Origin of the sequence: Pseudomonas jinjuensis (assembly GCF_900103845.1) — a bacterium.
Classification (GTDB): Bacteria; Pseudomonadota; Gammaproteobacteria; order Pseudomonadales; family Pseudomonadaceae; genus Pseudomonas; species Pseudomonas jinjuensis.
Window position 1 is genome coordinate 166,474 of the sequence record NZ_FNIJ01000011.1, and the last position, 14,984, is coordinate 181,457.

8 protein-coding genes are annotated in these 14,984 nt (G+C 66.5%); 4 read left to right on the forward strand and 4 right to left on the reverse strand.

All coding sequences use genetic code 11. The features are described from left to right. Nucleotides 1-140 precede the first annotated feature (140 nt). Nucleotides 141-2,378: a LuxR C-terminal-related transcriptional regulator gene (locus BLR75_RS16975; protein WP_084311225.1), complete on the forward strand. Its 2,238-nt coding sequence runs from the start codon at nucleotides 141-143 to the stop codon at nucleotides 2,376-2,378. Here the strand turns inward: BLR75_RS16975 and BLR75_RS16980 are convergent. Next, the gene (locus BLR75_RS16980) at nucleotides 2,375-5,131 is read right to left on the reverse strand and encodes a winged helix-turn-helix domain-containing protein (protein ID WP_084311227.1); all 2,757 of its coding nucleotides are present in this window, start codon (nucleotides 5,129-5,131) and stop codon (nucleotides 2,375-2,377) included. The two genes, BLR75_RS16975 and BLR75_RS16980, sit on opposite strands and share 4 nt — an antisense overlap. Nucleotides 5,132-5,279: 148 nt before the next feature. Here BLR75_RS16980 and BLR75_RS16985 point away from each other — a divergent pair, with 148 nt between their 5' ends. Continuing rightward, nucleotides 5,280-6,407, forward strand: coding sequence for a CaiB/BaiF CoA transferase family protein (locus BLR75_RS16985; RefSeq protein WP_084311272.1), 1,128 nt, complete (start codon nucleotides 5,280-5,282; stop codon nucleotides 6,405-6,407). Between the two features lie 225 nt (nucleotides 6,408-6,632). After that, the gene (locus tag BLR75_RS16990) at nucleotides 6,633-9,323 is read left to right on the forward strand and encodes a winged helix-turn-helix domain-containing protein (RefSeq protein WP_084311229.1); all 2,691 of its coding nucleotides are present in this window, start codon (nucleotides 6,633-6,635) and stop codon (nucleotides 9,321-9,323) included. A gap of 50 nt (nucleotides 9,324-9,373) precedes the next feature. Here BLR75_RS16990 and BLR75_RS16995 read toward each other — a convergent pair whose 3' ends face one another. The 3 genes from BLR75_RS16995 to BLR75_RS17005 form a co-directional block, all read right to left on the reverse strand. Then, nucleotides 9,374-10,147, reverse strand: a complete 774-nt coding sequence (locus BLR75_RS16995) for an SDR family NAD(P)-dependent oxidoreductase (RefSeq protein WP_084311231.1) — start codon at nucleotides 10,145-10,147, stop codon at nucleotides 9,374-9,376. Further along, a complete protein-coding gene (locus BLR75_RS17000) occupies nucleotides 10,147-11,331 on the reverse strand; it encodes an acetyl-CoA C-acyltransferase (RefSeq protein ID WP_084311232.1) in 1,185 nt (394 codons plus the stop codon). The genes BLR75_RS16995 and BLR75_RS17000 overlap by 1 nt, the downstream gene beginning before the upstream one ends. Nucleotides 11,332-11,396: 65 nt before the next feature. Next, nucleotides 11,397-13,508: a 3-hydroxyacyl-CoA dehydrogenase NAD-binding domain-containing protein gene (locus tag BLR75_RS17005; RefSeq protein ID WP_084311233.1), complete on the reverse strand. Its 2,112-nt coding sequence runs from the start codon at nucleotides 13,506-13,508 to the stop codon at nucleotides 11,397-11,399. 247 nt (nucleotides 13,509-13,755) lie between these two features. Here BLR75_RS17005 and BLR75_RS17010 point away from each other — a divergent pair, with 247 nt between their 5' ends. Then, the gene (locus tag BLR75_RS17010) at nucleotides 13,756-14,898 is read left to right on the forward strand and encodes an acyl-CoA dehydrogenase family protein (RefSeq protein WP_084311234.1); all 1,143 of its coding nucleotides are present in this window, start codon (nucleotides 13,756-13,758) and stop codon (nucleotides 14,896-14,898) included. Nucleotides 14,899-14,984 lie beyond the last annotated feature (86 nt).

Here is a 14,984-nt window from a genome sequence, read left to right on the forward strand (position 1 = left end):
CGGGCGGTTACGGCAAGACGGCGTTACTCAGCGACTGCATGGGCCGGCAATCGCCCGGCAGGCGCCGCTGCTGGCTGAGCCTGAACGGCCAACCCACGTCACTGGCCCGTTTCTGCGAACGCCTTGCCGGAAAGCTCCGCATGCAACTGCCCGGCTGCGGCACCACGCATGGCCTCGCCGTGGCCACGCTGGATGCGCTGGAAGCCAGCCGGGAAACCATCTGCCTGGTGCTCGACGACTACCCGGAGGAGGCCGATGTCGAGCTCGACGCCTGGATCGATCATCTGCTGACCCGCTCGCCCGCGCGTGTACAGCTCTGGGTCAGCTGCCGGCGGCGTCCCGCCTGGAGGCTGTCGAGCCTGCAGCTGGAGGGAGAGCTGCTGGAGCTGGGCGCGGATGACCTGGCATTTACCCACGACGAATTCGACGGACTGGCCAACCTGCTCGGTGCGGCGACCACGGAAGCATTCCGCGATGGAATATGGCAGCGCACCCTTGGCTGGTGCGCGGGCAGCCGGTTGCTGCTGGACGATCAGGGTGGCGGGCGCCCCGGAGCCCTGAGCCTGCGCGACTATCTCGGCAGCGAACTGCTGTCGCGCCTGGGCGAGGATGAACGCACGATCCTGATTCGCCTGGCGCATCTGCCTCGGGTGTCTGCCGAGCTGTGCGCGCAACTCTGGCCGGAACTGGATGGTGGGAACGTGTTCCGCGATCGCCTGCTGCCACAGGCGCTACTGCGGCCCATGGACAACCAGGGAACCTGGTGGCGCCTGCTGCCGGCAGTGGCAGCCGCCCTGCAGCCGGAGCTGAATGCCGCTGAGCTGGGCCGCCTGCGCGTGCACAGTTGCCGCTTCCTGTGGGACGCCGGGTTCGCCGACGAGGCCGTGGAAATGGCGCTCTGCGCCGACCAGGCGGACACCGCCGCCAACTACATGGATCGCATGCACCCGGACTGGCTGTTCACCGACCAGCATCTGGCCACCTGGCTCGATTGGCGTACGCGGCTGCCGATCAGCCTGCTGGAAGGCACACCATTCCTGATCTACCTGAATGCCCAGGCGCTGCTGAGCAGTTGGCGGCTGGACGAGGCGCGGCAGTGCATCGCGCGGATCGGCAACCTCCTGCCGCAACCCACCGCCACGCGCAACCGGCGAACCCTGGCCAACTGGCAGGCGCTGTACGGCACCCTGCAGGGGCTGGAAGGCAACGCTGAAGGGGCCCGAGAACATTGCCACTCGGCGCTGGAACACCTGGACGTACGCGACTGGCAATCGGCGTACCTGTGCTATTCGACCCTGGCCCGGGTAGCGATGGCCGCCGGTGAAGGCGACAAGGCGCACAACCTCCTGCATACCGCCCTCGAACTGGCGCGGCGTCAGGGTTGCCTGGCCAGCGAGGTGCTGATCGACACCGACCGCATCCGCCTGATGATCCTCAACGGCGAGCTGGACGAGGCGCACGCTCTGCTGGACGAATGTTTCCAACTGGTCGCGGAGGAGGGAGGCGAACACAGCCTGTTGCTTGGCCGCCTGCATCTGCTCCGTGGCGAGCTGGCACTCCTCGGCGGTGACCTGGATGCCAGCGAGATCGCCCTGCGCCGGGGCGAGGATCATGCGCGCGAATGCGCCGACCCATTCATCCTGCATGCGCGGATCGGCCTGTCCGAAGTGGCGGCGTGTCGCGGCGATTACCAGCAGGCGGGCCAGCATCTGCGCGAGATCGAGCGCCGCATGCAGTGCGCACGGGTCCATGCCGACTGCTACGCAAGCACCATCGCCCAGCAGAACCTGCGCGTGCTGGCCCGCCAGGAAGCATGGGAGCAGATGCTGCCTCAACTGCGCACGCTGGAGCAGCAGGCGCGGGCGGAGCTACCGCCGCTGCATGCGCCATCCCTGCCGCAACGCATCCAATTGCTTCAGGCGCTGGCCCTGCGCGGTACTGGCGATCTGAGCGAGGCGGAAAAGGAACTGCGTGCCTTATCGCAGAGCTGCGAGCGCCTGCGTTTCGCCGGTCTTCTCGCGGAGGCCGGGGTCGCACTGCGCCAAGTCGAGCAGGAACTGGGCTGGAGTTGCCCGGAGCCCCGGGAAATCCGGCAGCCGGTGCCTTTCAGCCTGCTGGCGAAGTGGGCGACGCCTCCTGTCGCAAGCCCGGGCAGCGTGACGCGCCTGCATCCCGGCAAGCAGGACGTGCTGACCACTCGCGAATTCTCCGTGCTGGAGCTGCTGGCCGAGGGTCTGTCCAACATGGAGATCAGCGAACGGCTGTACATCTCGCTGAACACGGTCAAGGCGCACACCATCCGCATCAACCACAAGTTGGGCGTGAAGCGGCGTACCCAGGCAGTGATGCGGGCCCGGGTGCTAGGCATGCTGGCCTAGTCGATCAGGCCGCGCGTCCGGGCGATGGCGATGGCCGCCGTGCGACCTTCCGCGCCGAGCTTGTGATTGATGTTGCGCAGGTGGCTTTTCACCGTGTGCAGCGACAGGTTCATCTTCGCCGCGATGGCCAGGTTGCGGTTGCCGGCGGCCGACAGGCGCAGCACTTCGAGTTCGCGGTTGCTCAGCAGCGCGTCCGCATCGCTGCTGCCGGTGCCTTTCGCCACGCCCGCGCGGCCAAGAAGATCAGCGAGGAACGCCGGCGCGATGCCAAGGCTGCTGCAGCCCGGCTGGAAGGACACCGCCCAGTCGGCAAGCAGCTTCGCCAGGCGCGACCCTTCGTCGAGGAATGTGCGCAGGAAGCCCTCGCGGCTCGCCAGTTGCAGCGCCGGGGTGAGCGCGGCAAGCGCCTCATCCCGCTGCCCATTGCCGGCCAGCGCCATGGCATGCAGGAGACGCAGCTTGAGGGCACGGCGATGGTGCTGGAAGCGCAGGGCATCCTCGATGGCCTCCTGCAGGGCCTTCACGGCCTGCACATGTTCGCCACGGGCGATGAGCAGGCGCTGCCGGGCGATGAAAGGAGTGTCCACATCGCAGCCATACAGCAGTACCCCGGAGCGTTCCCAGTCGCTGTTGAGTTCGGCGGAATGCAGGGCCTGGCTGGCGACGTCCAGGCGGTTCTCCAGAGTGGTGATGCGCGCACGTTCGAGCCACGCCGCGCAGAGCAGACGAGAGGAATCGGTCTGCCGGCCGAGCTGTTCGAGACAGGCGAGATGATGCAGCCAGAGCGTGCGGTCGCCACGCAGATGAGCCATCCGCGCCTGCAGCACGCGACTGATGATCGATGCGTCAGGGCCGCCGCCATCCATCGCCGCCAGCGGGACGTCCTCCAGCGCATGGCGAGCCTCGTCGAGCCGATCGGCTTCGTAGAGGGTCAGGGCATTGAATATGTCTAGCGGCACCCGGCCTGCCGGCCACCTGTCCTCCGAGCCCTGGCGGCGCCGTTCGGCGACGGCCTGCATGCGCGTACGCGCCTCGCTCAGGCGGCCCTGGACCAGTTCGATGATGCCGTGCTGGCACTCGGCGACTGCGTCGACGATGAGTGCGCGCGGCTGTACGCTGGCCTGGGTCATGCGTGCCAGCACCTGTCGCGCCTCATCGTAGCGCGCCGTGGCGATTAGGCAGTAGGCGAGGACGTTGCCCACCAGGCCTAGCTGGAAGGTTTCCTCTGGCGGCAGGCGCTCGAACTGCGTCTGGGCGGCACCGCAGGCGGCCTCCAGCCGATCGGTCAGGCCCAGCAGGAGACAGCGGATGGTTTCCGTCTCCCGGCTGGACGAGTTGCGCTCGACGACCTGCATGGCCTGCGCATAGCGGCGGGCCAGCAGCAGGGTCCAGGCGTGCACCAGCACCAGGCGCGGATAGCGGTCGATGACCGGCGCGGCGATCGGGTCGATGCAACGCAGCAGCGCGCGCAGGCTGCCGATGTCGATCAACTGGTCCAGGTGCGCGTCGAGCTGGCGGGCGACTTCTTCCTCATCGCCGGCCAGTCGCAGATGTTCGATGGCCTGCAAGGGCAGGTCGGCGGCGAAATGCCAGCTAGCGGCGGCGCGGTGCAGGGCCGGCGCCTGTCCGGGCAATTGCCGCTCCAGCGCGCTGCGCAGGAAGCTGGCGAACAGCGGGTGATAGCGGAACCAGCGGTTCTCGCTGTCCAGCGGGAAGAGGAACAGGTTCGCGCGCAGCAGCTGCCCGATCATCGACTGGCTGTCGCTGCGGCCGGTCAGTGCGTCGCACAGCGGCGCGCAGAAGCGGTTGAGGATGCAGGTCTGCAGCAGGAACTGGCGGCATTCGTCGCTCTGCCGGGAGAGGACGTCTTCGGTGAGGTATTCGGCCAGCTCCAGGTGGGTACCGGAGAAGGCCGCGACGAACTCGCTCTGCTCGCGGCGCCCCTGAAGCGACAGGGTGGCTAGGTGCAGGGCGGTGATCCAGCCTTCGGTGCGGTTCTGCAGCGTCTCGATTTCGCTGTCGGGAAGCGACAGGTTGTGCTTGTCGTGAACGAATGCATGGGTTTCTTCCATGCTGAAACGCAAGGCGTCAGCGTTGATTTCCAGCAGCCGGCCATGCGCCCTGAGCCGGCCCAGCCCCAGGTCCGGCGTATTGCGCGTGGCGATGGCCAGGAGCCCGCACGGGGGCAGGGCGTCCAGCAATTGGCGGACGAAATCCAGCACCTCGGCGCTGTTCAGCACCTCGAATTCGTCGAGGAGGATGACGAAGGGCTGCTGGCGCTCGGCGATCTCGTCGAGCAGGGCCGCCGGCCGGGTCGCGCCAGTCGCGCGTTCGACGCGAACCCCGCGCGCCAGGTCGAGTTCGCGCAGACCGGCATCCAGGTGTGCGGCTAGGCGCTGTGGGTCATTGTCCGCCGCATCTAGGTTGATCCACAGAGCCGGCCTGCCATTGGCCGCCCAGAGTTCGCGCAACTGCGAGAGCAGGGTGCTCTTGCCGAAGCCAGCGGCGGCGCGGATCAGGACCAGCCCGGCGCCAGCCACCTCGCCCAGCCGGGCGAGGATTCGCTTGCGCTGGAGATGGAAGGGGGAGGCGAGCGGTGGGCGAAACTTGCCCGCGTTGATCCGTACCGCCTGCTCATTCGCCGGCAATCCCGGAACCGGGATCAGGTGCCTGGGCAGTGGTTGCAGGCCGCCTTTCTGGTCGGCTCCGGGTACCAGGGCCAGGCGTGCCAGCAGGTCGGGACGGTCAGGCATCGATCTCTCCAGCAGATGGATAGGGTCTTCCAAGGGTACTCAGCCATTCGAGTGATTGCCATGTCCGGCGGCCCGGATAGCCTTGGGCGCAGGACCGCCGGGGCGCTCGGCCCCGCAGGTATTTTTCAATCACGCAGAGAGAATGAACATGGCCGGACCCCTGGCAGGTGTGAAAGTAGTGGAAATGAATGCGATAGGGCCGGCGCCCTTCGCCACCATGCTGCTTGCGGACATGGGCGCGGAAGTGATCCGCGTCGACCGCCTAGTGTCCGGCTTCCTCAATGGCGACGACAGCGTGATCAGTCGTGGCCGCCGCAGTATTGGCATCGACCCGCGCAAACCGGGGGCGGTGGATGTGCTGCTGCGTCTGATCGACGAGGCCGACGTGCTGATCGAGGGCTTCCGCCCCGGGGTGATGGAGCGGCTGGGCGTGGGCCCGGTGGTTTGCCTGCAACGCAATCCGAAACTGGTCTACGGACGCATGACCGGCTGGGGCCAGAACGGCCCGCTGGCGCCGGTCGCCGGGCATGACCTCAACTACATCGCCATCACCGGTGCCCTGCATGCCATGGGACATGCCGACCGTGCGCCGACGCCGCCGCTGCACCTGGTCGGCGATATGGGCGGCGGAGCGATGATGCTGGCCTTCGGCGTGGTTAGCGCACTGTTCGAGGCGCAGCGCTCGGGCAAGGGGCAGGTAGTGGATGCGGCCATCTGCGACGGTGCGGCGCTGCTCGGCACCATGTACTACGAGCTCCGGCAGAAAGGCGAATGGCGAGGCCGCGGGGAGAACATCTTCGACGGCGGCGCGCCGTTCTACGGCTGCTATGCCTGCGCGGACGGCGGCTATATTTCGTTGGGAGCCATCGAGCCGCAGTTCTACCAGCTGTTCCTCGAACTCTGCGGCATCGACGATCCGGCCTTCCTGCACCAGTGGGAGCGCAAGGAGTGGCCGCAGCTGCGTGCCAAACTGGAAGCCATGTTCCTCACCCGCACCCGCGACGAATGGTGCGAGCTGCTGGAAGGCACCGACGTGTGCTTCGCCCCGGTGCTGGACCTGAGCGAGGCGCCGAACTATCCGCACAACCAGGCACGTGGCGTATTCGTCGAAAGCGACGGCATCGTGCATCCGGCGCCCGCACCGCGCCTGAGCCGCACGCCGGGCGTGGTCGGCAAGGTGGTGAAGAATGGCGAGCACACGCTGGAAATCCTCGAACAGCTCGGGCTCGACCAGGAGGCAATCGAGGTGTTGCGTGGGGTGGGGGCGATTGGCTGAGCCATTGGCCAAAACGTTTCCCCTTACCCCAACCCTCTCCCTCAGGGAGAGGGGGCCGGACGGAGTGTCGATTAGTGCGATGTTTCGCCTGACGCCGAATAGTCCCCTCTCCCTTGGAGCGGGGCGCGCAGCCAGGGCTGGAGTGAGGGGTGACCCACCGTTCAAGTGAAAACATCGTTCCCACCCCGCCAGCCAGTTCCCGCAATCCCGGAGTTCCCAGTTCAGATGAATCCGACCTCCCCACTGCTCGTCAGCACCAAGTTCTCCCCGCCGCGCATTGGCAGCCAGTCGGTCCCGCGCAGGAATCTTCTGGCGCGGCTGCAGGCCGAGCACCAGAACCGCCTGTTCCTGGTCACCGCTGGCGCCGGCTTCGGCAAGACCATCCTGCTCGCCCAGTGGCGCCAGGCGCTGATCACCGACGGGGCGACCGTGGCCTGGATGTCGCTGTCCCAGGACGACAGTCAGCTGGAGACGTTCTGCCTGAGCCTGATCGGTGCGCTGCAGCAGGTCGGGGTGTCGCTGGAGGAGAATCTCCTGCCGCTCAATGAGGAGGCAGGCAGCGATGTGATGCACATGATGTCGTCGCTGCTGATCAATACCCTGGCCAGGACCAGCGGCGAGTTCTACCTGATGCTCGATGACCTCCAGCAGGCGCGCGACCCACGCATCACCCAACTGCTGCAAGGGCTGATCGAAGGCGCGCCGCACAACCTGCACATCGCCCTCGCTTCGCGGCAGATGCCGGGGTTGCTGCTTGGCCGCCTGCGGGCGATGGGCGAGCTGTGCGAGGTGGAGGGCGCGGAACTGGCCTTCGATTTCCACGAGTCGCACGACTTCCTCAAGACCCATCTGGACAGCGCGATCGACGTCGATACGGCCCATGCCTTGCACGACCAGGCCGACGGTTGGCCCATCGGTCTGCAACTGCTGTCGATTTCGCGCAAGGCCAACCCGCGGCGCCGGGGTGGGTCGATCAACCCGCAGGCGAGCAGCCAGGGCCTGGAGGAGTATCTGGCGGAAGACGTGATCGCCGACCTGCCGGCCGGCCTGCTGGATTTCCTGCAGAAGATCTCCATCCTGCGGCGCTTCAATGCGCCACTGGCCGCCCATGTCACCGGCGTGTCCGAGGCCGAGGCGATGATCGAGGCGATCGAGTCGCGCAACCTGTTCCTGCAGTCGGTCGATGCGCCGGGGGACTACCAGTGGCTGCGCCTGCATCCGATGTTCAACGAATTCCTCGCCAAGCGCCTGGTTGCCTCGGGCACCGACGTGCGACTGCTGCACCGGCGGGCAACGGAGTGGTTCGAACGGGCCGGACTGGTCGCCGAAACCATGCGCCATGCATTGCTCGCCGAAGACTTCGACCTGCTGGTCGAGCTGCTGCACCGCTCGCAGCCGTCGTACAAGAGCGTCAGCCATCTCGGCCAGTTCATCCGCTGGCTCGACAATGTTCCGCTGTTGCTGCTCACCCAGCATCCTGACCTGCTTATCATGGGCATCTGGAGCTGCCTGCTGACCTCTCGCACCGCCAGGGCCGAGAGCTGGCTGGCCGCGCTGGTTGACGCGCAACTGACGCCGCAATGGCAGGACCAGGTGGCGCTGTTGCGGGCGACCCTGGCAATCCAGCACGACGACATGGCCGAGGCCCATGCGCTGCTGGAGCCGCTGATGGGCACGACCCTGGAGAATCCGTTCCTCGCCCAGGTATGCGCCTGCCTGACCGTCAGCGCGCTGAGCAGTCTCGGGCGGTACGCCGAGGCACGCCGCTACTTCAACTCGCCGGCCGGTCGTTGCCTGCGTTCGAGCAGTTATGAAATGGCGCTGATCGGCGCGGCCTCGATGGCACAGATGGCGCTGTTCGAGGGCAACGTGCTGGAGGCCGAGCGCAGCTGTTCCACGGTGCTCGCCCAGGCCGAGCAGGTGCATGGCCGGCGTTCGGTCAGCGCCTGCAACTGCGCGGCGATCCTCGGGGAGGCGTACTACGAGCTCGACCGCATCGACGAGGCGCGCGAGGTCCTCGCCAATCGCCAGGACATCCTGCGTTTCGCGGTGCCGGAGTACCGCATCAGCTCGGCCCTGAGCCATGCGCGCCTGCAGCTGCTGCAGGAGTCTTCGCGCAGCGCACTGGAGTATCTGTCCCGGCAGGAGGAACAGTTCCGCGACCTGGGATTGCACCGTGGCGTCGCCGCCATGCTCGCCGAGCGGCTGCGCATCCTGTTGCGCAGCGGCGACTGGCGGCAGGCGGAAGTCATCCAGGCGGCGCTGGAAGACCTGCCGCGCGAGACGCTCGAACCGACGCCGGCACAGGCGGAAGTGGCCGTCCTCACCGCGCTGTCGAAAGCCCGGCTGGCCCTGGCGCGGCAGCAGCCCGAACTGGCGTTGCGGGCGCTTTCGGAAATCGAGGGGCCCGCGCGCGAGTATGCCCGCAGCGGCTGGCGGCTGAAGGCGGAAATCCTCCGCACCCTCGTCCTCGACATGCTCGGCCGCGAGGAGGAGTCGCTGGAGCGCGCGCAGAGCGTACTGGCCGGCGCTTACCGCATGGGCATGCTGCGCACGCTGCTGGATGAAGGCGAACCGCTGCGCAGACTGCTGACTCGCCTGGAAATCCCGGCCGACAAGGAGCTGGCGGCGTACCTGCAGGAACTCACCCGGCGGCAGCCTGTGCAGACGGAGCAGGACGAGGTCGAGCCGCAGGTCGGCGGGGCCGAGACCAAGGAGCCGCTGCTGACCAGGCGCGAGCTGGAAATCCTCGAACTGCTCGAACAGTCGATGTCCAACAAGCGCATCGCCCTGGCGTTGAACCTGAGCCTGCAGACGGTCAAGTGGAACTTGCGCAACATCTTCTCCAAGCTCGGGGTATCCAGCCGCTACGAGGCGATCATCATCGCCCGCAAGCGCGTTCCGCGCGGCTCCTGAGGCCGATGGTCCGCCCGGCCCGGGGTGAGGAGGGCGGACCATACCGCCGGCTACAGTGAGTTGACCAGATGGCCGCCGTCCACTGCCAGCACCGAACCGGTCATGAACGAGCCGGCTTCGCTGGCGAGCAGCAGCAGGGGGCCGTTCAGTTCCTCCAGCTGGCCCAGGCGGCGCATCGGCACCATGTGGCGGATGTAGGCCATGCCTTCCTCGGTTTCGAAGTGGGTGTCGTTGATCTCGGTCTTGTAGTAGCCGGGAGCGATGGCATTCACGCGGATGTTGCTGCGTGCCAGTTCCAGCGCCAGGGATTTGCTCAGCTGGACTACACCGGCCTTGGCCGTGCAGTAGTGGCTGAGCTGCATGCCGACGCGCAGGCCGAGGATCGAGGCGATATTGATGATGCTGCCCGGGCGCCCGGCCTTGACCATGCGCCGCGCCGCGCACTGGGCCACGCGCCAGACGCCGTCGAGATTGGTCGAGAGCATGGCGCGCCAGTCTTCCTCGCTGATATCCAGCGCGCGCCGGCCGTTGCCTATACCGGCGTTGTTGACCACCACGTCGACCACGCCGAACGCCGCCTCGGCAGCATCGAAAGCCGCCTCGACGCTGTCTCGGCTGGTCACGTCCATTGCCACGTCCAGCACTTTGGCGCCCTTGTCGCGCAGTTCCGCCGCCAGTACCTGCAGGCGATCGACCCGCCGCGCGCCGATCACCACGCGAGCACCGGCGGCGGTTACGGTGTGGGCGAAGTGAGCGCCGATACCGCTGGACGCACCAGTGATCAGCACGGTCTTGCCGACCAGGGAGAAAATGTTCCGTTCCATCAAAGCACCTCGAACAGGCCGGCGGCGCCCATGCCACCACCGATGCACATAGTGATCACGACGTATTTCACGCCGCGTCGTTTACCTTCCAGCAGGGCGTGGCCGACCATGCGCGCGCCGCTCATGCCGTAGGGATGACCGATCGCGATGGCGCCGCCATTGACGTTGAGCTTGTCGTTGTCGATGCCAAGCCGGTCGCGGCAGTAGAGCACCTGGCAGGCGAAGGCCTCGTTGAGCTCCCAGAGGCCGATGTCGTCGACGGTCAGACCGTGCTGCTTGAGCAACCTGGGCACGGCCAGGACGGGGCCGATGCCCATTTCTTCTGGCGCCAGGCCGGCTACCGCGATGCCGCGATAGAGACCCAGCGGCTCCAGGTTGCGCTGCTCCGCCAGGCGGGCGTCCATCAGCACGCAGGCACTGGCGCCGTCGGACAGCTGGCTGGCGTTGCCAGCAGTGATGCAGCCGCCTTCTAAAACGCTTTTCAGGCCGGTCAGGTCTTCCAGACGGGTTTGCGGACGGTTGCCTTCGTCCTGGCCAAGGGTGACCTCTTCGAGGTTCACCGTACCGGTAGCCTTGTCCACGGTCTGCTTGGTGACGGTGACCGGGACGATCTCGTTGGCGAACAGCCCGGCCCGCTGGGCCGCGGCGGTACGCTGCTGCGATTGCAGGCTGTAGGCGTCCTGCGCTTCGCGGCTGATGCCGTAGCGTTTGGCTACCAGTTCGGCGGTCTGCAGCATCGGCATGTAGGCGTGCTCGGCGTGGCGCGTCACCTGCTCGTCGCGCTCGCTCATGGCCCATTCGACGCTGCACTGCTGGACCAGGCTGATCTGCTCCTGGCCGGCGCCGATGGTCACCTGCATGCCGTCGACCATAATCTGCTTGGCAGCGGTGGCGATGGCCATCAGGCCGGAGGCGCACTGGCGGTCGATGGTCTGGCCGCTGACGCTGAGCGGCAGGCCGGAGGCCAGCGCGGCCATGCGGCCGAGGTTCCAGCCGGCAGTGCCGGAGGGCAGTGAGGAGCCCATGACCAGATCTTCGATCTCGCCGGCATCGACACCGGCACGCTCTACGGCGGCACGGATGGCGAAGGAACTCATGCTTGGCGAACGGGTGTTGTTGAAGGCGCCACGGTATGCCTTGGCAATCGGCGTGCGGGCGGTGGAGAGAATGACGGCTTCTTTCATGGGGATGTCCTGTGGGCGTTTTAGTCCTCTCTCCCAGAGAGAGAGGAGAGAAGGGCGCGGTTGACTCAGATCTTCTCGATATGGGGCTTGCCAGCGGCAACCAGGCGTTCCAGCAACGGCGCCGGCTGGAACCACATCTCGCCGTACTCGCCGAGCTGCTTGCGGTACTGGCGGATGCCAGCCAGAACGGTGTCCAGGCCGAGCTGTTCGGCGTAATGCATGGGGCCGCCGACATGGGCGGGGAAGCCGTAGCCGTTGATCCACACCAGGTCGATGTCGCTGGCGCGCAGGGCGATGCCCTCGTCGAGCAGCTGGATGCCCTCGTTGATCAGCATGAACAGGCAGCGGTCGTGGATCTCCTGCGTGGAAACGGGGCGGCGCGGAATGCCCAGGTCGCCGGAGATACGCTCGGCAAGGGCGACCACTTCGTAGTCTTCCTTGCGTTCGCGGCCTTCGTAGATATAGCTGCCGCGATTGGTCTTCTGCCCGTAGCGACCGAGTGCGTAGAGTTCGTCGGCCAGCTTGCAGTAGCTCGGGTCATGGGCAATGACCTCGCGGCGCGACTCGCGCACCAGGTAACCGACGTCGATGCCGGCCAGGTCGTGCATGGCCATCACGCCCATGGCCAGGCCGAGGTCGGTGAGCAGCTTGTCGATCTGCGCCGGGGTGGCGCCTTCCAGCACCAGGCGATGGGCCTCGCGGGAGTAGGGTTCGAGCATTCGGTTGCCGATGAAGCCGAAGCACACGCCCGACACCACCGGCATCTTGCCGATACGCTTGCCGATCTTCAGGGTGGTGGCCAGCACGTCGGGGGCGGTTTCCCGGGCGCGCACGACTTCCAGCAGGCGCATGACGTTGGCCGGGCTGAAGAAGTGCAGGCCGATGACGTCCTGCGGGCGGCGGGTGACGGCGGCGATGGCGTCGACATCGAGGGTCGAGGTGTTGCTGGCGAGGATCGCGCCGGGCTTGCACACCTCGTCGAGGGTGCGGAACACCTGCTGCTTGATCGCCAGGTTCTCGAACACGGCCTCGATCACCAGGTCGGCGTCGGCCAGGTCGGCGTAGTCGAGGGTGCCCTGCAGCAGTTCCATGCGCTGCTCCAGCTGCGCTTCGGTCAGCTTGCCGCGCTTGACGCTGATCTCGTAGTTCTTGCGGATCTGCGCCAGGCCGCGATCCAGCGCCTCGGCCTTCTGCTCCAGCAGCTTCACCGGAATGCCGACGTTGGCGAAGTTCATGGCGATGCCGCCGCCCATGGTGCCGGCGCCGATCACCGCGACCTTGCGGATCGGGCGGAGCGGGGTAGTGGCATCCACTCCCGGAATCCTTCCCGCTTCGCGTTCGGCGAAGAACACATGGCGCTGGGCAACCGACTGCGCGGAGCTCTCGGCCTGCCTGAACAGCTCGCTCTCGCAGGCCAGGCCTTCGTCCAGCGGCAGCGTGCAGGCGGCCTCTATCGCGGCCAGTACCCGATAGGGCGCCTGGCGGTTCTTCCAGCGCGGCTCGTTGTCGGCCAGATAGCGCTCGATGAAGTCGTCGGCCATGCTGTCTGCCGGGTTCGTCCAGGGCTCCGGCCGGCGCGCAGGGGCGCCATGGGCGAGCAGTTCGCGGGCAAAGGCGCAGGCCGCATCCAGCAGGTTCTCTCCATCGTGGCTGACGCGGTCCAGCAGGCCCAGCTCCAGGGCGCGACGACCATCGACGGGCTGGCCGGAGATCATCATTTCCAGCGCCGGCTCGACGCCGATCAGCCGTGGCAGGCGCTGGGTGCCACCGGCGCCGGGCAGCAGGCCGAGATTGATTTCCGGCAGGGAAAGGCGTGCCGTGGGCTCGCCGATGCGATAGCCGCAGGCCAGCGCCAGCTCCAGTCCGCCACCCATGGCGACACCGCCGATCGCCGCCAGCAGCGGCTTGTCCAGGCGCGTCATGCGCAATAGCACATCGGGCAGGAAGGGTGCGGCGAGACTGGCCAGGCTACCGAATTCGCCGATGTCGGCGCCGGCGCTGAACGGCAGTCCGTCGCCATGCAGGACGATGGCGCGCACCGAAGGATCGGCAGCGGCACATTCGATGGCCTCCAGCAGGGCGGCGCGCAGCGGCTGGCCAAGGGCGTTGACGGGCGCGCGTGCCAGGCCGATCAGGGCCAGGTCGTTTTCGATGCGATAGCGGATCAGGCTGCTCATTGGAATGTCCGGGGTCGGTGGATCGGGCGTTCGCTAGTTAAGCGAAACCCGCGCGTTACCGATCCCTTCCTTCGGAGTGGGGCGGTACACCACTCCCTGCAGGAGCAGGTCCACCCCAGTCTTTTTTCACCCCCGGCCAACTCCAACGGAGTGGTCTGCGTGCAAGGCCATGTCCCTAACCTGCCTGGGTGAGTCGCCGCCATCCGAGCGGGCACGATCCAGTCGATATACAGAGGGCAATGCCGACATGATTCCACGCACGCTGTTCAGCCACGAACATGAAGAGTTCCGCAGTACCGTCCGCCGATTCCTTACCGATGAGTGCATGCCGCACCATGAACAGTGGGAAGAGGACCGCCGCGTGCCGCGCGAAATCTGGAGAAAGGCCGGCGAACTGGGAATGCTCAATCCCACTACCCCGGAAGCCTATGGCGGCCTGGGCCTGGACTGGCGCTTCTCGATGATCGTTGCCGAAGAGATCGGACTGGCCAATACCACAGGCCTGAACGGTTTCGGGATTCACGACATCTGCGCCGGCTACCTGAACAACTTCGGCACTGAAGAGCAGAAGCTGGAGTGGCTGCCGAAGATGGCGACTGGCGAGATTATCTCCGCCGTAGCCATGACCGAGCCGAACACAGGCTCCGACCTGCAGGCGGTGAAGACCCGCGCGGTCCTCGAGGGTGACGAGTACGTCATCAATGGCGCCAAGACCTTCATCTCCAACGGCACCAACTGCGACGTCATCGTGGTAGTAGCCAAGACCGGCAACAGCGGCAAGGGCTCCCAGGACATCTCGCTGATCCTGGTCGAGGCGGATCGCCCCGGTTTGAGCAAGTCCAAACCGCTGCGCAAGGTCGGTCTGCATGCCCAGGACACCACCATGCTGTTCTTCGAGAACGTGCGTGTGCCGAAGAGCAGCGTTCTCGGTGGCGTGCCGGGCCGGGGCTTCTACCAGCTGATGAAGGAGCTGGCCTGGGAGCGCCTGTCCATCGCCATCTCCTGCATCTCGGGAGCGCAGGCGGTGCTCGACAGCACCATCGACTACACCCGCGGCCGCACGGTGTTCGGCAAGCCGATCATCGATTTCCAGAATTCGCGCTTCAAGCTCGCCGACCTGAAGGCGGAGATCGTCATCGGCCAGACCTATGTCGACCGCTGCATGGAACTCTGCCTGGAGCACAAGCTGACCACCGAAGCAGCTGCCGCGGCCAAGATGTGGTGTTCGGACCTGTACTCCAAGGTGGTCGATGCCTGCCTGCAGCTGCACGGCGGCAACGGCTACATGCTCGAATACCCGGTTGCCCGCCACTACATCGACTGCCGTGTCACCCGCATCTATGGCGGTGCCAACGACATCATGCGCGAGCTGATCGCCCGCACTCTCTGATCGACTTTTTCGAGCGCCGCCGTGCTTCGTGCACGGCGGTTTTTTTATTTCTGGCGGGGGCAACAGCTCTTGTAGGTTGGTGCTGA

Excerpts from the sequence above, each read along its gene's own strand:
- BLR75_RS16975 (WP_084311225.1), top strand. The coding sequence starts at position 141 with ATGCAACTGCCCGGCTGCGGCACCACGCATGGCCTCGCCGTGGCCACG.
- BLR75_RS16980 (WP_084311227.1), bottom strand. The coding sequence starts at position 5,131 with ATGCCTGACCGTCCCGACCTGCTGGCACGCCTGGCCCTGGTACCCGGA.
- BLR75_RS16985 (WP_084311272.1), top strand. The coding sequence starts at position 5,280 with ATGGCCGGACCCCTGGCAGGTGTGAAAGTAGTGGAAATGAATGCGATA.
- BLR75_RS16990 (WP_084311229.1), top strand. The coding sequence starts at position 6,633 with ATGAATCCGACCTCCCCACTGCTCGTCAGCACCAAGTTCTCCCCGCCG.
- BLR75_RS16995 (WP_084311231.1), bottom strand. The coding sequence starts at position 10,147 with ATGGAACGGAACATTTTCTCCCTGGTCGGCAAGACCGTGCTGATCACT.
- BLR75_RS17000 (WP_084311232.1), bottom strand. The coding sequence starts at position 11,331 with ATGAAAGAAGCCGTCATTCTCTCCACCGCCCGCACGCCGATTGCCAAG.
- BLR75_RS17005 (WP_084311233.1), bottom strand. The coding sequence starts at position 13,508 with ATGAGCAGCCTGATCCGCTATCGCATCGAAAACGACCTGGCCCTGATC.
- BLR75_RS17010 (WP_084311234.1), top strand. The coding sequence starts at position 13,756 with ATGATTCCACGCACGCTGTTCAGCCACGAACATGAAGAGTTCCGCAGT.